This is a genomic window from Ignavibacteriota bacterium (assembly GCA_016707525.1).
GTDB lineage: Bacteria > Bacteroidota > Ignavibacteria > UBA10030 > UBA6906 > JAGDMK01.
Genome location: JADJHP010000001.1, coordinates 218,029 through 238,905, shown reverse-complemented (window position 1 = coordinate 238,905; position 20,877 = coordinate 218,029). Strand labels below are relative to the sequence as shown.

Genomic DNA, 20,877 nt, shown 5'->3' with positions numbered 1-20,877 from the left:
AGGGAATGATGGGAAGCGACGGGATCTCACCGCTCAGGTTTCATCTGGGGGAAGAGGATCACATCGCGTATGGATTCCTGTCCGGTGAGGAGCATCGTGATGCGGTCAATGCCGATCCCGAGCCCCGCCGTGGGAGGCATGCCGTATTCCAGAGCGCGCAGGAAATCCTCATCCAGCGGCTGGACCTCCTCTTCCCCGCGCGCACGCGCCTTCATCTGTTCCTCGAACCGTGCCCGCTGATCGAGCGGATCATTCAATTCGCTGAACGCATTGCAGATCTCATGTCCGTTGCAGATGGCTTCAAAACGTTCCACCAGCCCCGGCGCACTCCGGTGGCGCTTCGCCAGCGGCGACATCTCGACCGGATAGTCGGTGATGAACGTGGGCTGGATGAGGTGGTGTTCCACCTTCTCGCTGAAGATCTCATCGATGATCCGCCCGAACCCATCCGCCGGAGCCACCTCCACATGGAGCCGCTTCGCCGTTGCGCGCAGGTCAGCTTCCGACATCCCGGTGATGTCCACGTCGGTATACGTCTTGATGGCCCCGGCCATCGTGAGGCGCTTCCATGGAGGGGTGAAATCGATCTCGGTCCCGCCGATGGTGACCTTCAGCGAGCCGTTCACGGCGCGGGCCACCTCGGCCATCATGGACTCGACCATGCCCATCATCCAGATATAATCCCGGTACGGGACGTACACTTCCAGCATCGTGAATTCGGGGTTGTGCGACTTGTCCATCCCCTCGTTCCGGAAGTCCTTGGAGATCTCATACACCCCGTCGAACCCGCCCACGATGAGGCGCTTCAGGTAGAGCTCATCGGCGATGCGCAGGTACAGTTCGATGTCCAGCGCGTTATGATGCGTGATGAAGGGCCGCGCGAACGCGCCGCCGTACTGCGGCTGCAAGATCGGGGTCTCCACCTCGAGGAACCCCTGCCCGTCCAGGAACCGGCGCACCGCGGAGACGATGCGTGCGCGCTTGATGAACACGTCCCGGACGTCCGGGTTCACGATCAGGTCCACATACCGCTGCCGGTACCGCATCTCCTTGTCCGCGAAGCCGTCGTAGACGGTCTTGTTCCCCTGTTCATCCACCACTTCTTTCGGCGTGGGGATGGGGCGCAGCGACTTGGCAAGCAGTTCGAAGGATCGCGCATGGATGGACACCTCGCCGGTGCGCGTCTTGAACACGAACCCCTGCACACCGATGATATCGCCGATATCCATGAGCCGGAAGGTATCATACGCTTCCCCGAGATCGTCCTTCTTGAGGTAGATCTGGATACGGCCCTCGGGATCTTCAATGTGGCAGAACGATGCCTTCCCCATCCTGCGGAGGGACATGATGCGGCCGGCAACGGCCACATCGCGCGGCGGAGCGTCATCCGTGAATCCGGACTTGATCCCGCCGGACAACGCCGTGCGGTCGAACGAGTACGGATACGGGTTCACGCCGCGCTGCAGCAATTCCTGCAATTCTTCGCGGCGGCGCGTCATCAGGGCATTCAGGTCTTCCTGTTCAGGCAACGGGGTTGTCACTCAGCTCTCCAGGTCGATACGTGTGTCAATGTGGTAAGAAATATGATACCGAGAAACCGCCAGAGAATCAACAAATACGGCGTGCCCGCCCTTCGTCGCCGCTCCCCGCACACCGGTCTTCACTCCTCACTTCTCGATCCTCGTTCCTCTATCCTCGATCTTCAATCTTCGATCCTCGATCTTCCATTGAGCTCTTATCTTTTGATCCGCGCGCTCCCACCCTTCATCACATGCTTGATCTCTTCCATCGTCACCATGCTCGTGTCGCCGCGTGTGCTCTGGAGCAACGCACCGTGCGCAGCCCCCATCTCGATGCACTCCTGCGGCGTCATGCCGTGCAACAAACCGTACACGAACCCGGAGCAAAACCCGTCCCCGCCCCCGACCCGGTCCTCGATCTCCAGATGTTCATACTGGCGCGAACTGTAGAAGGTCCCATCATAATACATGATCGCGGACCAGTTGTTCACGAGCCCCGACACCACTTCGCGCAGGGTCGTCCCCACCGCCTTGATGTGCGGATAGGTCTTCACCACGCGTTCGACCATCTTCTTGTAGCCTTCGACCGGGAGCGACTTCAGACTCTCGTCCGTTCCTTCCACATCGAAGCCCAGGACCTTCTGGAAGTCCTCTTCATTGCCGATGAGCACGTCGATGTACGGCACCAGTTTCTTCGTCACCTCGATCGCCTTCTTGCTCGGCCAGAGTTTGCTCCGGAAGTTCAGATCGTAACTCACGATCGTTCCCGCCTCATGGGCAGCCTTCATCGCCTCCAGCACGGCATCAGCACAGGAGTCGCTCAGCGCGGTATAGATCCCCCCGGTGTGGAACCACCGCACCCCGCGCTGCGTGAAGATCCGCTTCCAGTCCACGTCGCCCGGCTTCATATGCGCCACCGCCGTATGGCCGCGGTCGTAGAGCGTGACGCTCGCACGTACACCGATCCCAACCTCGGTGAAATTGAGTCCCACCCGGTCTGACCGCCCGACCCCATCATACGGCACCCACAGCACCTCGCTGATGTCCATGCCGCTGGTGCGTGCATGGTTCTTGATGATGTGCCCCAGCGGATTGTCCACGAGCGCCGAGACCCATCCTGTGCGCAGGCCGTACCGTGAGAGCGCGTAGGCGACGTTATACTCCCCACCGCCCGCATACACTTCCAGGACCGGTGTCAGTTCGATGCGCTGATGTCCCGGCGGACTCAGGCGGATCATGCATTCGCCGAGGGCGAGGAGGTCGAACTGGGTTTCTGCAGCGCTCTTGATGGTCAATGGCATGGGACTGTCTTTCTCAGATGATGATTCGTTCGGTCATGTCGTCAATGCATCCGGCCGCACTCGTTCATCGCTACGGCTGGATGAGGTGCACGGAAAACCCGGCGAGGTCCATGTCGAGGTAGATCACATGCAACTTGCCGTCCTTCTCCACCCGCGTCTCCGGTATCGTGCGCACGCCCCGGCGCTCGAAGTACGCGACGGCCCGTTCGATGGAGTTGGTCTTGATCGCAATGTGCCCGTGCGCACCGCGGCCCGGCGTGTAGAGGAATTCCAGTCCGCTCCCCACGAACTCCGAGGTCGCCCCCTGGCGGATCGCCATGGAGAACGACGCTGAGGCCAGGGATGCGGCAGCACTGGCCTCCGCCTGTGCCGCACAGTTCACGCCGAGATGCCAGAATTCGAACCCGAGCATGGTCGCAACAGCTTTCGCCGTGAGCGACCGGATCTCGTCGAACTTCCCGGCATTGATCAGTTCGGGTTTCACCATCCAGCTGCCCCCGCAGGCCAGCACGCGCGGCAGTTTGAGATACGAGAGCAGGTTGTTCTCGTCGATCCCGCCGGTGGGGATGAATTTCACCGACCGGTACGGTGCGCTGATGGCATTCAGGAACTTCACACCACCCGCCGCCTCCGCGGGAAAGAATTTGACCACATCCAGTCCCAATTCGAGAGCAGCTTCCACATCTGACGGCGTGGACACCCCCGGGGTAACGGGCATCCCTTCAGCGATACATGCCTCCACGACCTTGCGGTTCAGGCCCGGTGCAACGATGAACTTCGCGCCGTTCGCTTTCGCCTTCTTCACCTGCTCCACAGTCAGCACCGTTCCCGCACCGGCAAGCATCGTCGGACATTCCTTCGCGATCGCAGCGAGCGCATCCGCCGCCGCGGCCGTCCGGAACGTGATCTCGATGCAGTTCAAACCGCCGTCCTGCAGCGCCTGTGCAAGCGGCACGGCATCGGCGGCATTGTCAATGGCCACAACCGGGATGATCCCGTACTGCCCTAATGTGCGAATGGTCTCGTGCATGGTCCCTGTCTTTCCTTACCGGTTCTCGAATCGACGTTTCAGATCGGCGAGCGTGTAGTGCGGCGCCTTGTCCGCCTGCTTCTCCTTCTTGCCGTGGTGCTTCTGGTGGCTCCCTTTTTCCGCGCCACCCTTCTCCGTCCCGCCCTTCTTCATGGTCAGGCTGATACGCTTGAGCTGTTCATTCACCTCCAGCACACGCACCTTCACGACCTGACCGACGTGCACTGCCGTGGTCGGGTCCTGCACGAAACGATCGGCGATCTGCGACACGTGAACGAGCCCGTCCTGATGCACCCCGATGTCCACGAATGCACCGAAATTCGTTACGTTCGTGACGACACCCTCCAGCTCCATCCCTGCCGCAAGATCCCTGATCTCATTCACGCCTTCTTTGAACGTCGCATAGTGGAACTCCGCCCGCGGATCACGTCCCGGCTTCTTGAGCTCATTGATGATATCGCGGACGGTCGGCTCCCCCGCCTTGTCGGTCACATAGGCAGCAGGCTTCACAAGGGCGAGCTTTCCGGGGTCGCGCGCGAGGTCTTCCACCTTCACGGCAAGGTCCGTGAGGATACGTTCCGCCACCGGGTAGCTTTCCGGATGGACGGCAGAATTGTCCAACGGATTGTCTCCCCCCCGGATACGCAGGAACCCCGCGGCCTGCTCGAACGTCTTCGGGCCAAACTTCGGCACCTGCCGCAATGCTTCGCGGTTCTTGTACGGCCCATGCTCGTCCCGATACGCGACAATGCTTTTGGCGAGGGTCGTGTTCACGCCCGCCACGTACTTGAGCAGCTCACGGGAAGCCATATTGACGTCCACGCCAACGTAGTTCACGCAACTCTCGACCGTCTCATCGAGCCGCTTTTTCAGCAGCTTCTGGTCCACGTCGTGCTGGTATTGCCCCACACCGATGGACTTCGGGTCGATCTTGACGAGCTCCGAAAGCGGGTCCTGCAACCGCCGGCCGATGCTCACAGCGCCGCGGATGGTCACATCCAGCTCGGGAAATTCCTCGCGCGCCAGCATGCTGGCAGAATAGACAGAGGCACCCGCCTCGCTCACCATGACGCGGGTGGGTTGCCTGTCGAGTGCGGAGAGGACCTCCGCAACGAAGGTCTCCGTCTCCCGGCCACCCGTCCCGTTGCCGACCGCGATCAGGTCCACGCCATGCTTCAGGATCAGTCCGCCGAGTTTGCGTGCCGCCGCCTTCCGTTCTCCATCCGACCTCGACGGATAGATCGTCTCATATTCAAGGAGCTTCCCTGTGGCGTCGAGCACGGCGAGCTTGCACCCGGTCCGGAGTCCGGGGTCCACACCCATGGTCGGCTTCATCCCCGCCGGTGGCGAGAGCAGGAGCTGCCGGAGGTTCGCTTCGAAGGTGGTGATGGATTCACGATCCGACCGTTCCTTGCACATCGCGCGCACTTCCCCGGCAAGCGAGACACGCATGAGGCGCTCGAAGGCGTCAAGGAGCAGACCCTGATACAGGTCTCTGACCGATGAGGCCCCCGCGTGGATCTCCCGCTCCCGCAGATACGTGACGACCGGATCCAGTTCGAATCCGAGATCGACGGTGAGGATCTCCTCCTTCTCGCCGCGGAGGAGCGCCAGAACGTTGTGCGGATGGATATCGGAAGCCTTCACTTTGTATCCACGATACATCTCGAACTTGGTCGAACCGGCGGCGAACTCGGGTTTCACTTCGGACGTAAAGAAGCCATTGGCAAGGATCCATTCGCGCAGGTGTGCCCGGTGCTCGGCCTTTTCCGCGACCTCCTCGGCGATGATATCTGCAGCACCGGCGATCGCTTCATCGGCTGTTACGACGCCCTTCTCTTCCGACACATACGGAGCGGCGACCGCGGGAAGATCGAACGACTTCACGGCCGGCACATTCGCAGCCTTGATCGCTTCGGCCAGCGGTTCGAGGCCCTTCTCCTTGGCGATGGTCGCCCGGGTACGCTTCTTCGGTCGGTACGGAAGGTACAGATCCTCCAGTTCCGTCTTCTGGGTACAGCCCTCGACCTTCGCGCGCAGCTCGGCCGTGAGCTTTCCCTGCTTCTCGATCGACTCGAGCACAACAGCCTTGCGGTCCTCGAGGTCCACAAGATACGCGTGGCGGTCGAAGAGCATGTGCAACTGCAATTCATCCATCTCTCCCGTCCGCTCCTTGCGGTAGCGTGCAATGAACGGGACCGTCCCCCCTTCACTCTTCAATTGGAGAGCACTGCGGACCTGGGCCGGCTGCAGCGAGAGTTCCGCCGCCAGGAGTTTCTCTATATCGATCATTGAAGCATCATCCTTTCGTGCATCGGTGCACCGTGTTCCTGGCCCGTGCGGGCCGGCATGCTACTGCACCGGTAGCATGCGCCGATACCTGTCTTTGTAGAGCCCCATCGATGCGAAGGGCGGGGCCTGGAAACCCGGGATCGCCTTGAAGACCGGCGCGTCACCGTCGAGCCGGAAATCCATCGCCTGCATATCCATGAACCCCGGATCACCCCGCACCACGAAGTTGTCCCGGAAATCACACTGCGCATACTCACCGACGAGCCGGTAGGTCTCTTCATAATTCACCACAAGATTCCGCTCGAAGACGTTGCGCCGCGGACGCATCCCCACATAGGTCACGCTGTCAGGCATGAGATCGAACCAATCCTTCAGGAGCGGGTAGTGCGTGCTGTACGGCGGACGCGTGATGTCCAGGTCGCGGGTCAACCGGCGCCGGTACACACCCTTCGGCCCGAAGAAGTACGGGATCTCGAACCGCCCGAAGTCGTACCACATCGATTTCAACTGGAACACCGGGCCATACCCCTCAATGAAGATGTTGTCCCGGACCACGATGTCATGCCCGCCGTTGCTGTAGACGGTCCCGTAGGACGCCACCTTATAAAAGACGTTCCCGGTCACGCTCACATTGCACGTGGCATCATCGCAATACACGCCCATCATCCACTTCCGGTCCGGGCGGCCGACGTGATGGAAGAAGTTGTTGCGCACGATGTTCCCCTGGTCGCTCGGATCACGTCCGAGATACCATGCCGAGGCGTCGTTGGAGTTCAGTGCAACATGATGAATGTTGTTGTATTCGAAGACGTGGTCATTGCCGCGCACGAAGATCGCCTGCAGGTCGGCATCGAAGATCTCATTGTGGGCGATCAGCACCCCGCAGCCGTCCACGTTGATCCCCGCCCACTGTGCCTTGTAGTGGCGGTTGTACTTGTGCACACGGCAATTCTCCACGGACGACCCGGAGGGAACGAGGTCTTTCTTGCTCCCGCCGCCGATCGTAATCCCGCCGGCTCCGGTGTTGTACACGTCACAGGAGAGCACATGATGTCCGCTTCCGCACTGCCGGTCCCATGTGGTGTACTTATAATAGTGCATCTGGAACGCACCCAGCGTACGCGCCGCGGGTACACCGTCATAGTCGTCGGCCGTGAGGTGCGGGAACGTCTGGCGCGCACCCTGCCCGAACACGATCCCGCAGGTTCCGACATTCCGGATGGTGCACCCTCCGATGGTGACACGTTCACCACCTTCAACCGAGATGCCCATCCCCCGCCCGAGTTCCACCGTGCAGCCTTCGAGCAGGATATCCGAGACCCGGTCGAATGCGATGAGAGGCGCCTCCAGGACCGATACCGAGAAGGCGAGATCCGTCTGGCCGGACGGAGGCCACACATACAACATTCCGGTGGCCCGATCGAGATACCATTCGCCGGGCATCGTCAGTTCTTCGAGAAGGTTGAGGGCGACGTACTGATTGAATGGCTCGCCGTTGCCCACACCATACATGTGCGGCGTCGCGAGGGTGACGCGCTGGCGCTCCGTATCCGTGGAGAGAACACGGATCTTGTCGTCCGCGAACCCCCATTTGAAGAACCCCTGCAGCCAGACATCATCCGCTCCGGCCCACGCCGCATGACGCTGATCGGTGTACACGAACGTGCCGCCGCGGATGTTCACGTAGTCCCCGATGCGCGGCACTGATCCGGGATCGATCACCTCGCCGATCGTGATCGCACCGCTGTCAGGATAGTGCGCCAGTGGGAGCACCGAGCCGTTGCAGTACAATTCGAGTGGTGCCGGCTCCACGGCATGGCCGTGTCCGGCCTGACGGTGGTTGCCGAACGATCGCACACCCGCTTCGTTCAGATCACACGCAAGCACATGGGCCCGGGCGGACGCGGGCATGCGCTTGAGGGCCGCAGGATCCGTCGCCGGTCGGAACAACGACCGCGGAAGGTCCATGCCGCCAATGATCCTGACCTGCTCTCCGGGGGCGGCCGTGTAGTGGACCGGGAACGGCCGGGATCCACCATCCCGCGATTCAAGCACGAACGTGGAATCCAGGCGATACACGCCACCCCGGATCAAGACCGTATCACGTTCACCGCGGCCGAAGCCCTGAGTATGGATGGCGCGCAGCGCATCACGAGCACCCGTCAGCGTCCGGAGCGGCAGGGCGCGGGTTCCCGGGTTGGTGTCCTTCCCCGCCGTCGACACGACGAGTTCGCGGGCGCCGAGTGGTGAGATCGCGGCCAGGAGAAGGAAGAGGGCAAGGATGCCTCTCCACGCATTGTCCGCCGCCACGCGTCTGCAGGTTCGGGCGATCTTCGCGACGTGTAGAACACCTCCGCGATGATCCTCCCGGGCCTCACCACCATTGTCGCACCGTATCGCTGTCATCGTCTGTGTCCCTCCACGTACGCCTGCATGCGCAGCACGGTCGCCGGATCGGCGTCATACGGCAAGACACCGGTCCCGATGCAGACCTGTTCCCTGCCCGCCGCCAGTGCGAGCGCTGTATCCGCTTCGGCCTGTGCGCCGTCACTCCCTGCCGCCGCAAAGACGGCCGGCGACATATTGATGCGGACCATGATCCCCGGATGTGCACGCATGATCTCCATGAACCGTGCGCGGTCGGTCTCGGACGGACAGATCAACATGCCGGGGTGAAGATCGATCAGGTCAGGCAGGATCGGTACCGTGTTTCCGCCTATCACAAGCGCCAGAGCCTCACCCGTTGCCAGGGCATGGTCCGTGGCAATGACGCGCAGGGCGGGCAATTCCACATCCCGGAACGATGCAGGCGAGAGAAGCGGTGGCGTCGCCGCCGATTCGAAGACGATGCACGCCAATCCCATCCGGTGGATCTCCCGGATGATCGCCGCCTGATGGCGTGCGAGATGGACCAGCGCCTCGCGCACGAGAGCAGGGTCTTCCAGGACACCGAACAGAAGTTCCTCGAATCCGACAAGATTGCTGGCGATGGAGAACGGTCCGCTCAAGGGGACACACACCTGCGCCTCAGGGAACCTCTCCTTCAATCGTCGGGCCGCACCCAGGACCACGGGCCAACGCCCCTGCGAGGCGAGATCCGGAGCCTTCACATCGATGATCTCCCCGACCTCCGAACATGCGTGCCGTTCCACCGAAGGGATCGCGATGCCCCCGGCATCGCCGAGCACCGAGCCGTAGGCCTCTGCCTCGACGTTGTACACGTCGATCCCCGCCACGATCGGCGAATGATGATATGCCTGATACGCCGCGGCGTGACCTGCAACGAGGAGGTCCTCATCGCGTGACACTTCCCACGGGCGTTTGCCGATGAGCTGCGCAGCGTGCTCATAGACCACGGGAACGAAGAACGGTGAACGGGTCATGAACGTAGGGTCCTGTCGTCGAGCAGTGCGATGAGTTCCGATGGATGCGACACGAGCCGCCGGGCACCGTGTGCAGTGAGCTCGTCCGCGGTCCGGAATCCCCAGAGCGCCCCCACGGGGATCATCCCCGCGCGGACGGCGGTCTGCATATCGGTGGCCGTATCCCCGACGTACAAGCAGTCGGACGGGGCCACACCCATTCGCCGCGCAATGGCAAGCGCACCGGTAGGATCGGGCTTCTTCGGGAACTCCGCGGTTTGTCCCTGCACGATGTCGAAACGGATATCGTTCAGGAACCCTGTCACGCATTCCGTGGTGGCGTCGTGTGGTTTGTTCGAGAGCACCGCCAGGCGCAGGCCGCGTGCCGACAGAGCGGCAAGCATCCCGGAAATACCGGCATACGAAGCGGTCTTGATGTTCCAGCGTACCGCATAGATCTCCTTGTACCGGACAAGCAGTGCGGCTTCTTCTGTGGCCGTCCGGGCCCCTTCGGGGAGTATGCGGTGCATCAATGTCGGCGCCCCGTCGCCAACGAAGTACCGGTAAGCATCCACCGGATGCACCGCATGCCCACGCTCTGTAAGGGCCGCATTCGCCGAATCCGCGATATCCTCCAGCGTGTCCAGCAGCGTCCCATCCAGGTCAAAGATCACACCACCGATCTTCTCCGTACCTGCCATGCGTTCCTTCGTGCCCTCTCTTCTCTGCATCGTTTCTTTTCCATTCCCCCTTCTCCGCGCTGCCTATCCCTCCTTTAACGCCCGGAACATTGCCTCCACATTCTCTATCGGCACGAGGGCCTGGACATTGTGCACCGTATTGAACACGAACCCACCACCCTTGTTGAACAGCGCGATGCGTTCCCGCACTTCACGATACACCTCCTCCGGGGTTCCATACGGCAGGGTTTTCTGCGTATCCACACCACCGCCCCAGAATACGATGTCCTTCCCATAGGTCCGTTTCAGCCAGGCGGGATCCATCCCCGCTGCCGAGGTCTGCACCGGATTCAGGATATCGAACCCCGCCTCGATGAAGTCCGGGATCAGGTCCACAACGCACCCGCAGGAGTGGATGAACGTCTTCCACGATGTGTGCGAGTGGATGTAGCTGTTGATGATCTTGTGGAACGGCATGTACAATTCACGATACGCCTTGCGTGATATGAAGAGGCCCGCCTGCGTCCCGAAGTCCGTCCCCGTCACGAAGGCCGCCTGCGCATTGTCGCCCACCGCACGTGCGAGACGCTCGAGATTCTTCAGCCCGACGGCGCACTGCCCCTCGAACACCTTCTCCACGTACTCCCTGCGGGCGGCAGTGGAGACATACCACTCTTCCACGTCGCGGATGCCGCGGACGTTCTTCTTCCAGAGCGCCGGAACGAGGGCGATATCCCCGAACGCGACGCCGGGAGCGATCACGATGACACCTTTCTTCAGCCCCGCACCCCGTTCCGCCTGCCGTGCGAAGTGCTGCAGATCGGCGTCCGACAGCGGCGAGAACTCTTCGAGGTTATCCGCGGGATCAAGTTCCTCTTCAACGACCGGCCGTTGACGCGAGATCGCATCGAAGAAATACCCGCCCTGCGGCATCCGTGCACATGCTGCAACGGTACGGTCTCCTTCGGGGTAGATGAGCAGGTCGTTCTTCTCATCCACCGTTACTTCGAATCCGCCGGGAACAAGCACCCCGGTGCCATCGAAGAGCGTGAACGGTTTCCAATCCGTATTCGGGAACCCGAACATCCCTTTCGGCGCCCACGAGCCGACGACGTCTATCCCGAGCGCTTCGCGGAGCTCATCATCGATCTCACCGAGCATCTGATACGGCTCCACGACCTTCACGCGGTACGTCGGATCGCCGAGCAGACGCCGCCGGAGCTGAGAAACGATGCTCACGTGCATGCCGGTCACCGCCGTGCCCCCGAAATCCACGCACACCCGGTCGGGTTGCTCATGGCGCAGCGTCAACGCCAATCGCTCGCGGGATGTCATGCTCATCGCTGTACCTCTCCTTCCCAGAAGCGCATCTTCATCGTGCCGATGGTATCGGGCCCGCCATCGAAACGCAGCGTGGCCTGGACCGGAAGCTGTTCATAGAGGACCTTGCCACGGTGTTCCACGCGCACGGCGCCGACAACGGCATACCGGATGGCCTTCGGCGTCTCGACAGCACACAGCGTGAAGGCATCCGTTGTATAGTCACCGTAACCGCACTTGCCGGACTCGTACGAATACATCGGCCGGCGCCATGAATGCACCAGTTCGGACTCGAGGTCCAGCTTGGCACCCAGGACCCAGCTCGTGTCGCCTCTGGTGATGCTCAGGCATACCGCCTTGTCGGGATCATCGGTCGGGAGGATGCGCACCCGGGCAGCAAGAGCTTCGGGCTTTTCGGAAGCGCTGTGCGGCATCAAGACGGTGATGAAGCGCTGCATGTCGTTGCGGTACCCATGCCGGCCGGTCAGCTGATAGATCGACTGTTCGCGCTGCCAGTACCGCATTTGTTCCTCGACGCCTTCCTGGAGGTGCTCGCGCTCGGGGAAGTAGATCAACAACCTGTCATTCCCGCGCACGTCCAGCGTCTGAAGTGAATCGTACGCGGTATCATACCACCCTTCGCCCCGCGCCAGGATCTGCCGCGTGTGCCAGAGATTCGCCATGGTCAGATAGGTCTGACGCGTGAAGCGGACGGCATCAACGACAACGAAGCAATCGAGGGCCTTCACATAGAAGATGATGCGGTCGCCCTCGTATCCCAGGTTATCGTCGGTGAGACGCGTGCGGGAGTAGTCCACGTCCCGCAGCGAAAGGAAATCGATCTTCTTTGTACGCACATCACGGTATGCGCCCGAGTTGCGGAAGAAATCCAGCATGGTCTGTCCGGGCACCGCCGCCTGGCCGGGCGTTGCATAGCGGTGCTCACCCTGCTTCTGTCCGAGCGCGATCTTCCCGTCCCGCACGACCACACGGTTGTGGAAATAGTCTGCCCGGAAGGCGCCGTACGGCCCGCTGGGCATGTAGTCCCGATACCCACCATCATGCAGGAGAATGGTGTTGTTCCGCATGAGCAGCGCGATGCTGTTCTCATCGGAATGGCCGTGATGCATTTTCTCTTCTTCCACGGGGATGCTGGTCCGGAGGTTCTCACGGAAGAGCCATCCTCCGTCACCTTCATCACGGTAGTTGAGAAGAAGGTAGGTGCTGTTCTTCGTCCACCCATTCCGGAAGACGACCTTCTTCCCGACCATGTCCTCCAGGACCTCGCGGCTGCCGCTCACCGGCGGCTCGGCGGGGAGCGAGAAATCCGCCCACCGCATCGCATCCGAGAAGATCAGGGCCATGAACACGCTCTTCTTGGGCGCTTTGAAGTCCACCAATCCCCGGATCTGCCGCGCCACCGCCCAGCGCAGGCGCGGGTCCTTGTTGACCGCAGCTCCCTTTTCAAAGAACGGCAACATGCGGTCCCACCCGCTCCTCCATTGTGCATCGCCGACATCAGGGATGACGCCCGCCGGGCTGATCAACTGCAGGTAGTATTCGAAATAGTACTGCATCACCGGCATCCGGTATGCCCGCTCATCGCCACGGATGTCGCTCAGATACGCGAGCAGCGAGTACAACCATACCCCGTTATAGCCGGTCGCATCTTCGATCTCCCACTGTCCGTCGTTGTCCCCCGCGATCGCGTTCCCCATGGTCAGCCAGTGGGGTTGATGCGGGTGGTGCGGAACGACCTTGGCCGCATAGAGAAGGCCTTCGGCACGCAACATGGCACGGTTCATCGCGCCCCATTCCTGGAAGCGTACGAGATAGTCCGCACTCCCGGCGATGTTCTCATCGATCACCGCGCGCTCCGCTGCCGACAGCGTTCCATGCTTCTGGAGGACGGCGTACGCGTGACAGTACTTCCCGAAATAGAAGATGTTGGGCACCGCGGGAATGACCCCCCCGTACTCCTCGCGCGTTTGCGCATATCCGGCAGGATATGCCGCGCGGAAGGAGCCGAACTCCAGGAGCAGACGCTTCGCACGATCGAGATAGTCGCGCTTTCCGGTCGCCTCGAACAGGTTCGCATACAGTGCCGCGAGGTACGGCTCGTTCCCCGGGGGGTTGTATCCGAAGACATACTGCACATCGATGCTCTGCCGCCACTTCTCCCTGTCGGCATCGAGTGTCGACCAGGCATCGTTGGCCGCAGCTTCCGCATAGGCGAGATACTCCGCCCGCGTGATCGCACGGTCCTGTGCGCCGGCAATCGTCACGCACAGGGAAAGGAACAGGAAGAATGAGAAGAACGGGAACCATCGGGGGACGCGCATAGCAGGATCTCCGCCGGTTGAAAAACGGACTCCGGACCGTCCCGCTCAGCGGGAGGTCCGGAGCATGAAGGAAGTGCCGCAGATACGGCCCGTCTTATTCACCCGTCGTGAGGAACATCGGCTTCATCTCGAAGCTCTTGTAGTGCGGGCGCAAACGCTCGACATTGTAGTGTTCAGCAACGTTCACGAGCTTCTTCGTGCTCGTCACGACATCGAGCGGCATGTTGTCATATCTGCCGTTCTTGAGCACCACGAGGCGGCCATGAACACCCTTCAGGATCAGGTCGAGGGCCAGATTGCCGTAGGCCATCGGGACGATCGAGTCGATGGCATCCGGATCGCCACCGCGGACCAGATATCCCAACCGCTGTGCGATGGTGTTGACCGACTTGCCGCCGTTGTACTTGGCAGAAAGGTCTTTCAGATTCTCGGACACGAGATCACCGATACCACCCAGCTTCTTGTGGCCATACGCATCCGTGGTCTCCTTCTCGAACATCATCTCGCCACCTTCGAACATGGAGCCTTCCGATACCAGGACGACCGAATAGCGGCTCGGATTGTTCCGGCGGTCGTGCGTCAACAACTCCGCAAGCTGCTCGATGTTGAACTTATGCTCGGGGATCACGCAGCGGTGCGCCGCACCGGCCATCGTCGGCACCATCGCGGTGAAACCGGCATAGCGGCCGAACACCTCGAGGACCAGAAAGCGCTCGTGCGAGCCGGCCGAGGTGCGCAGGTTGTTGGTCATCTGGATCGTACGGGTGACGCAGGTGCTGAACCCGACACAGTAATCCGTGCCCGGCACGTCATTGTCCATGGTCTTCGGGATCGCCACGACCTTCATGCCATCTTTGTACAGCCGCACCCCGTAGCTCAACGTGTCGTCGCCGCCAATGGGGATCAAGGTCTCGATCCCGAGCCACGAAAGGTTCGTCATCACTTCCGGCGTGAGGTCGTTCGTATCGGCGCTGTACTTGTCCTGCAGGTGCTTGGGCACCGCCGACTTCTTCATGTGGCTCGGGCGGGTGCGCGAGGTGTGCAGAAAGGTGCCGCCCGTACGGCCGGCACGGTTCACGATGTCCTCGGTGAGGATGCGGAAATTGTCCGAGTTGTCATAATCCTTCTCGCGCACGAGCTCGGTGATACCGGCCCAGCCGCGGCGGAGGCCGATGACCTGATAGCCCTCGCGCAGGGCGCGGATCGTGACGGCGCGGATCGCCGGATTGAGTCCGGGCACGTCGCCACCACCCGTGAGAATACCGATGACGCCTTTGATCTTCTTGATGTTTGCCATTGCGAAAACTCCTTGAGAATGTACTATGTATCTATGTGATGTTGTGTTCTGATGTTAGCGAAGCAAAAGCATGGACCGCGTGGCGGTGAATCCTCCCGCACGCAGTTCGTAGAAGAACGGACCGGAAGCCATCCGCCCCCCGTTGTCGGAGAGACCATCCCACCGCACCGCATAGCTCCCTGCTGACAGCGGGGTCGCAAGAAGCTGCCGCACGCGGGCACCACGGACATCATAGATCGTGAGGGACACGGTCTCGTTCCCCGCACCGGGAGGGACGGCGAACGAGATCACCGTCGATGGATTGAACGGGTTCGGGTAATTCTGGCCAAGCACGTACGAGACAGGGGGGACCAGCGCCCGGTCCGGGAAGCCGACGCCTGTGAGCAACGTCGGCCCCTCACCGCGCGATCCTCCCGTGCTGTCAGCAAGATAGAGGTTCACCCACGACGGCCGCTGAAACGCACCGGCCAGGAGCTGCGTCTTCCACTCTTCGTCGGTGAGGCGCGTGAAATTCACCGTGGTGTGTTCATAGTAACTGGCCATCGCTCCCACGAATGCGGTCGGGGTGCCATCGGAACACGGCGCGATCACCACGCCGATGTTCACCGGGCCGGTCCCGACGTGCTTGACCCACCCGACAGGCACACCACCGGCATCCGTCGGCACGGTGTGAATATCTGCCACCACGAGGTCCTCGTCTTCCAGCGTTTCCTGACCGTTGTAGTAGAGAGCCGGATACCAGCCATTGGGCACCGGCACGCAGCCTGCCCCGTTGATGTTGATCATCCTGCGAAGGAAGGCGCGCTCCTGATCGGTACGGGCGGTTCCCGCCACCTGCTTTTCCGCAATGCCCTCCAGCGTGTCCATCACCGCGGACATGGTGGAGAAGTACGTCTTCGCGCGGGGAACTCCGGCCGCCAGCACTCCGGAAGAAAACATGCGCGTGCCCGACGCAGCCATCGCCTTCATCGCATTGAAGAACGCTGGAACCGGCTCGCAATAGCTTTCGGGATACGAACAGATGACGCCGCCACTGTACGATTGCTTTGCGTACAGGAGATTGTCGTGCCGGAGTTGGGCCCATGCTGCAAGCTGGGTATTCATCCCCTTCTGCCACCATGCCGCCGTTTGCATGAATGGGGGCAATGCCTGCCGCTCGCGCGGAGGCGACAGAGCCCGGATCGCATTCAACCAGCAGTTGTAGAGGGTGCTGTCCCAGTATGCGGGCTCATAGCCATCGATAAGGTAACGAAGGGCTGCAAGTTCCGGTGCGTAGTGGTAGGTCTCCAGCTCCGGCCCCAGCAACGTCGCTGCAGCGTCATTCCCGATGGCGAAGAGGACATCGAGGCTTGAAGGCAGCATGCGTCTGGCTTCGATCTGGTTGAAGACCACCTTTGAGGTGACGTAGGAATCGACGATGAACCTCTGGCCCAGCAAAAGGAACGACGCAGCGGGAAGCATCTTCCCCGGAGAGAGCGTGTGTGACCACAGGATCTGCGAATTGATCCTCTGTGCCGCGAACGACCGTTCCAACAACCCCTTCTGGAATGCCACCCACTTCACGGAATCCGTAAGATCTTCCGGGGATCTGATCCCCGATTCCGCCACATAGGACACCATGAGCGCCGGCGTGATATTATCCTGATCGCCAACGAAGGTCCGGAGGATCGTCTCCATCCTGTCCATGAGAGGCTGCACGGACGAATCGTTGGTGGCTTGCGCAATGAGTACCGACGCGATGATCTGCCGCCGGATGTCATTCGGCGTCTGGGCCACCATCGCCCCCTCCGGCGATTGCATGTAGAATTCTGTGCGGCCGAGCCAGATCATCGCCTTGAAATAATTCTGGAACTCGGGCTCGATGGTGTAATGTCCACGCACCGTGAACTGGCTGAAATCCACATCACGCGGGGTCTCTCCAAAGATCGCCATCGATGCAGGGAGCTCTGCTGCAACGGCCGCTTCGATCGCTGCAAGTCTTGGAACATTCGCCTGGAAGTACGGTGTCACGTTCTGCCCACGAAGCTTCCGCGGGACCGTAAGATAGAGGTCCATGTCCTGCAGCGGTTCGAGCATCCCGGGGACGTTCTGGTACTGAGTTGCGAGGACCGGAAGTTTGGCACACAGACGGCTCAGGAGGTCATCCAGCGCCGGCATGAGGACCGCCGACTCCACATCCTGCAGCATGGCATCATACGACATATGGAATGCATGCAGGACTGCATCGGCTGAGACATAGACCGGAAGATCGGCGTGATAGATCTCGAGATATGCGCCGCCAAAGGTCTTGCGCCGAAGGCGCTCGGAGACCATGAACCCATGGTCCGCCAGAAGAGCGAGCTCCGTGCCGGTCAGTTGATAGGTAGAATCCACGCTCTTGAAAAAGGAGGCCTCCGATGGACGGTGCGGCACGCGCTGAATGAATGTCCCGGGCGGGTACGTGGCGGCAAGCCCGGCTGCCGACAGGTTCGTCGTCTTCAGTAGAAACGCCTCATAGGCCGACAGATCGAAAGATCCGCCGCCCTGCGCCAGGACACACGTCGCCGATGTCGCCAGCGCCAGTGTCACCGCAACCACGATCCGGAAATGGTTCATGGAGTCCACCTAAGGGAGGTCAATCATTTCAAAATACCCACCGTTTTGCACAAAATCAATATGCTCTGGCTTGCGGGTCAGGGGCATTTGACGTATTTTGCCTTCACTTTCACACTTTCGCGCACCGACAGTGACCGCATGACGACCCGCTCCCGGCTCCGCATCGACGAGATCACGGACGCCCGCATTCAGGATTTTCAGAAGCTGATGCGGTACAAGATCCGCGATATCCTCCTTGTTTCCAGTCTGTACGACCAGTACCTGTTCGAGGAGGATGGGCGACTTTATGAGCTCATTCGTGAGGAATTCCAGGTCCTCAACCTGAGCCACCCCCCCGAGGTCACCCATGTCAGCTCCGGCAAAGAGGCCATGGAGCTGATCACTTCCGGGGAACATTTCGATCTGATCATCACCACCCTGCACATCGAGGACATTCACGTCATCCGGTTCGCCCGGATGATCCGTGAGGCAGGGATCGACACCCCGATCGTGCTCCTGGCCTATGACAATAAAGAGCGGAAGGAGCTTGTCACCAGTTACGACACCTCCATCTTCGAGAAGATCTTCCTCTGGCAGGGCGACTACCGCCTCCTGATCGGCATCATCAAGTACCTTGAGGACCGGCTGAACGTGGACAACGACACGCGTGCGGTCGGGGTCCAGGCGATCATCCTCGTGGAGGACAGCGTCCAGTTCTACTCGATGTACCTCCCCCTCATTTATACTGAGATCCTGAACCAGTCCCAGCGGCTGATCTCGGAGGGCGTGAACCTCACCCATCGTTTCCTGCGCATGCGCGCCCGCCCGAAGATCCTCCTCTGCACCACCTATGAGGAAGCATGGGCGAACTACGAGAAATACGAGCAGTTCATCCTGGGCATCATCACCGACGTGAACTTCAAACGGGGTGGCGTCAAAGACCCGGAGGCAGGGATCACGTTCGCCCGCAACGTCCGCACACATCACACGGACATCTCGATCCTGGTCCAGTCCAGCAATGCTGAGTACGAGTCAAAAGCCCGTGAGATCGGGGCCGGATTCCTGCTGAAAGGTTCGCCGCGGCTCCTGCACCATCTGCGCAATTTCATGCTGGACAATTTCGGGTTCGGCGATTTCATCTTCCGGACGGCGAATGGCGACGAGGTCTGCCGCGCAACGAACATGAAGACCCTGGAGGAAGGGCTCCGGTCCGCACCCGACGAATCGATCCTGTATCATGCGTCGCACAATCATTTCTCAAACTGGCTGAAAGCGCGAACCGAATTCGGACTTGCGCACAAGTTACGGCCGCACAAGGTCACCGATTTCTCTTCGGTGGACGAATTGCGGAACGAACTGCTGAACGCCCTCCGGGAATACCAGGAAAGCCGGCGTCACGGGGTGATCACGGAATTCAACCGCGAGACCTTCGATCCGATCAACGGATTCGCGCGCATCGGCGGCGGCTCGCTGGGCGGCAAGGCCCGGGGCCTGGGGTTCATCAATACCGTCATCAACCGGTATCACATCCGCGACTATTTCCCCGGGGTAGAGATCGGCGTCCCTGGAGCGGCCGTGATCGCGACGGATGTCTTCGACCGTTTCCTGGCGGACAACAATCTCGAAGCGTTCGCGCTCAATTGCCGCGATGATGCCGAGCTGCATGAGCGCTTCCTTACCGCTCCCCACTTCCCCCAGGACATCCTCCGCCGGCTGTCGGAATTCCTGGAACTGGTCCGGGAGCCGCTCGCCGTCCGCTCGTCGAGCGTTCTGGAGGACTCGCAGTACCAGCCGTTCGCCGGCGTGTACGCGACATACATGCTGCCGAACAACAATCCGGACCACAAGATCCGGCTGCTCGAACTCCTCCAGAGCATCAAGCTCGTGTACGCATCGACCTTCGCCCAGCGGGCAAAGGACTACATGAAGGCCACTGCCTACCGTCTCGAAGAAGAGAAGATGGCGGTGATCGTCCAACGCATGGTCGGCTCGGCGAGGAACGACCGCTTCTATCCGGACTTTGCCGGCGTGGCAAAGTCGTACAATTTCTACCCCGTCCCGCCGCAGAACGCCACCGATGGCATCGTCCAGGTGGCACTCGGGCTCGGGAAGACGGTGGTCGACGGCGGCAACTCCGTGCGTTTTTGCCCGAAGTATCCGCGCCACCTCCTGCAGTTCTTCTCCACCAAAGAGACGATCCGGAACGCCCAGCAGGAATTCCTCGCGCTCGATCTCACCGAAGGGCTGACGACACGCATTCCATCCGACCCGGACATCTTCATCAAGAAGTACGACCTGAAGAAGGCGGAAGAGGATGAGAGCCTGTTCCATGTGGGTTCGACATATTCGCCGGAGAACGAGACCGTGTACGACGGCGTCTCACGCTCCGGCAGACGCGTCGTGACCTTCGCCCCCATCCTGAAGCACAAGATCTTTCCGCTCCCCGAGATCCTCGAACTGTTGTTGGAGTTCGGGACCTGGGGCATGGGGACGCACGTCGAGGTGGAGTTCGCGGTGAATATGAGGACGCGTCCTGACCGGCCGCGCGAGTTCGCGCTGTTGCAGATCCGTCCGCTGGTCCTCAGCCTCGAGATGGAAGAACTGGATGTGGAGAACATCCCGCCGGAGCATCTGATCTGCCAGAGCCAGCAGGTCCTCGGCAACGGTGTGTTCGATGGCATCAGAGACGTCGTGGTGGTGAACATCCATACGTACGATCGCGCGAAAAGCCACGACGTCGCGCAGGAGATCAGTCGCGTCAACACGAAACTCCTCAACGAGAAGCGTCCGTATCTGGTCATCGGGGTCGGGCGCTGGGGAAGCCTTGACCCATGGCTCGGGATCCCTGTGACATGGGACCAGATCTCCGGGGCATCGGTCATTGTGGAGTCGGGCTTCAAGGACTTTCACGTCACCCCGTCGCAGGGCTCACACTTCTTCCAGAACATCACGTCGTTCCGGGTCGGGTATTTCACGGTGAACAGCGACGTCCCCTCTTCGTTCATCGATTGGGATTGGCTCCAGCACCAACCGGCGGCCGAAGAACTCGTCTACACACGCCACCTGCGGTTCGATCAACCGATCACGGTGAAGATCAACGGGCACAAGAATAAAGGTGTGATCCTCAAACCCACACAGGGCTGAGGCATCAGGAGAGAC

At 60.9% G+C, this 20,877-nt stretch carries 12 protein-coding genes; 1 reads left to right on the top strand and 11 read right to left on the bottom strand.

The window, feature by feature from the left end:
- Nucleotides 1–26 precede the first annotated feature (26 nt).
- From lysS to IPI01_00870, 11 genes are all read right to left on the bottom strand, one after another.
- A complete protein-coding gene (gene lysS, locus IPI01_00920; GenBank protein MBK7256394.1) occupies nt 27–1,499 on the bottom strand; it encodes a lysine--tRNA ligase in 1,473 nt (490 codons plus the stop codon).
- A gap of 236 nt (nt 1,500–1,735) precedes the next feature.
- A complete protein-coding gene (locus IPI01_00915; protein ID MBK7256393.1) occupies nt 1,736–2,821 on the bottom strand; it encodes a sugar kinase in 1,086 nt (361 codons plus the stop codon).
- A gap of 70 nt (nt 2,822–2,891) precedes the next feature.
- The gene (gene eda, locus IPI01_00910; GenBank protein MBK7256392.1) at nt 2,892–3,851 is read right to left on the bottom strand and encodes a bifunctional 4-hydroxy-2-oxoglutarate aldolase/2-dehydro-3-deoxy-phosphogluconate aldolase; all 960 of its coding nucleotides are present in this window, start codon (nt 3,849–3,851) and stop codon (nt 2,892–2,894) included.
- Nucleotides 3,852–3,866: 15 nt separating this feature from the next.
- Nucleotides 3,867–6,143, bottom strand: coding sequence for an RNA-binding transcriptional accessory protein (locus IPI01_00905; GenBank protein ID MBK7256391.1), 2,277 nt, complete (start codon nt 6,141–6,143; stop codon nt 3,867–3,869).
- Nucleotides 6,144–6,203: 60 nt separating this feature from the next.
- Nucleotides 6,204–8,549 (bottom strand): right-handed parallel beta-helix repeat-containing protein, encoded by a 2,346-nt coding sequence (locus IPI01_00900; GenBank protein MBK7256390.1) that lies wholly within the window; start codon nt 8,547–8,549, stop codon nt 6,204–6,206.
- Nucleotides 8,546–9,526: a hypothetical protein gene (locus IPI01_00895; GenBank protein ID MBK7256389.1), complete on the bottom strand. Its 981-nt coding sequence runs from the start codon at nt 9,524–9,526 to the stop codon at nt 8,546–8,548. The genes IPI01_00900 and IPI01_00895 overlap by 4 nt, the downstream gene beginning before the upstream one ends.
- Nucleotides 9,523–10,206 (bottom strand): HAD family hydrolase, encoded by a 684-nt coding sequence (locus tag IPI01_00890; protein ID MBK7256388.1) that lies wholly within the window; start codon nt 10,204–10,206, stop codon nt 9,523–9,525. The genes IPI01_00895 and IPI01_00890 overlap by 4 nt, the downstream gene beginning before the upstream one ends.
- Before the next feature lie 63 nt (nt 10,207–10,269).
- Complete coding sequence (locus IPI01_00885) at nt 10,270–11,520, bottom strand: methyltransferase (GenBank protein ID MBK7256387.1); 1,251 nt, start codon at nt 11,518–11,520, stop codon at nt 10,270–10,272.
- Nucleotides 11,521–11,522: 2 nt separating this feature from the next.
- A complete protein-coding gene (locus IPI01_00880) occupies nt 11,523–13,847 on the bottom strand; it encodes a hypothetical protein (GenBank protein MBK7256386.1) in 2,325 nt (774 codons plus the stop codon).
- A 94-nt stretch (nt 13,848–13,941) separates the two neighbouring features.
- Nucleotides 13,942–15,144 carry a 6-phosphofructokinase gene (locus IPI01_00875; protein ID MBK7256385.1) on the bottom strand — a complete coding sequence of 401 codons (1,203 nt, stop codon included), beginning with the start codon at nt 15,142–15,144 and terminating at the stop codon, nt 13,942–13,944.
- A 54-nt stretch (nt 15,145–15,198) separates the two neighbouring features.
- A complete protein-coding gene (locus IPI01_00870; GenBank protein ID MBK7256384.1) occupies nt 15,199–17,739 on the bottom strand; it encodes a DUF3160 domain-containing protein in 2,541 nt (846 codons plus the stop codon).
- A 207-nt stretch (nt 17,740–17,946) separates the two neighbouring features.
- On the opposite strand from IPI01_00870, the gene IPI01_00865 reads away from it, so the two are divergent.
- Complete coding sequence (locus tag IPI01_00865) at nt 17,947–20,862, top strand: histidine kinase (protein ID MBK7256383.1); 2,916 nt, start codon at nt 17,947–17,949, stop codon at nt 20,860–20,862.
- Nucleotides 20,863–20,877: the final 15 nt, after the last annotated feature.

Coding starts and splice junctions, on each gene's coding strand:
- lysS (MBK7256394.1), bottom strand. CDS start 1,499: ATGACGCGCCGCCGCGAAGAATTGCAGGAATTGCTGCAGCGCGGCGTG.
- IPI01_00915 (MBK7256393.1), bottom strand. CDS start 2,821: ATGCCATTGACCATCAAGAGCGCTGCAGAAACCCAGTTCGACCTCCTC.
- eda (MBK7256392.1), bottom strand. CDS start 3,851: ATGCACGAGACCATTCGCACATTAGGGCAGTACGGGATCATCCCGGTT.
- IPI01_00905 (MBK7256391.1), bottom strand. CDS start 6,143: ATGATCGATATAGAGAAACTCCTGGCGGCGGAACTCTCGCTGCAGCCG.
- IPI01_00900 (MBK7256390.1), bottom strand. CDS start 8,549: ATGACAGCGATACGGTGCGACAATGGTGGTGAGGCCCGGGAGGATCAT.
- IPI01_00895 (MBK7256389.1), bottom strand. CDS start 9,526: ATGACCCGTTCACCGTTCTTCGTTCCCGTGGTCTATGAGCACGCTGCG.
- IPI01_00890 (MBK7256388.1), bottom strand. CDS start 10,206: ATGGCAGGTACGGAGAAGATCGGTGGTGTGATCTTTGACCTGGATGGG.
- IPI01_00885 (MBK7256387.1), bottom strand. CDS start 11,520: ATGACATCCCGCGAGCGATTGGCGTTGACGCTGCGCCATGAGCAACCC.
- IPI01_00880 (MBK7256386.1), bottom strand. CDS start 13,847: ATGCGCGTCCCCCGATGGTTCCCGTTCTTCTCATTCTTCCTGTTCCTT.
- IPI01_00875 (MBK7256385.1), bottom strand. CDS start 15,144: ATGGCAAACATCAAGAAGATCAAAGGCGTCATCGGTATTCTCACGGGT.
- IPI01_00870 (MBK7256384.1), bottom strand. CDS start 17,739: ATGAACCATTTCCGGATCGTGGTTGCGGTGACACTGGCGCTGGCGACA.
- IPI01_00865 (MBK7256383.1), top strand. CDS start 17,947: ATGCGGTACAAGATCCGCGATATCCTCCTTGTTTCCAGTCTGTACGAC.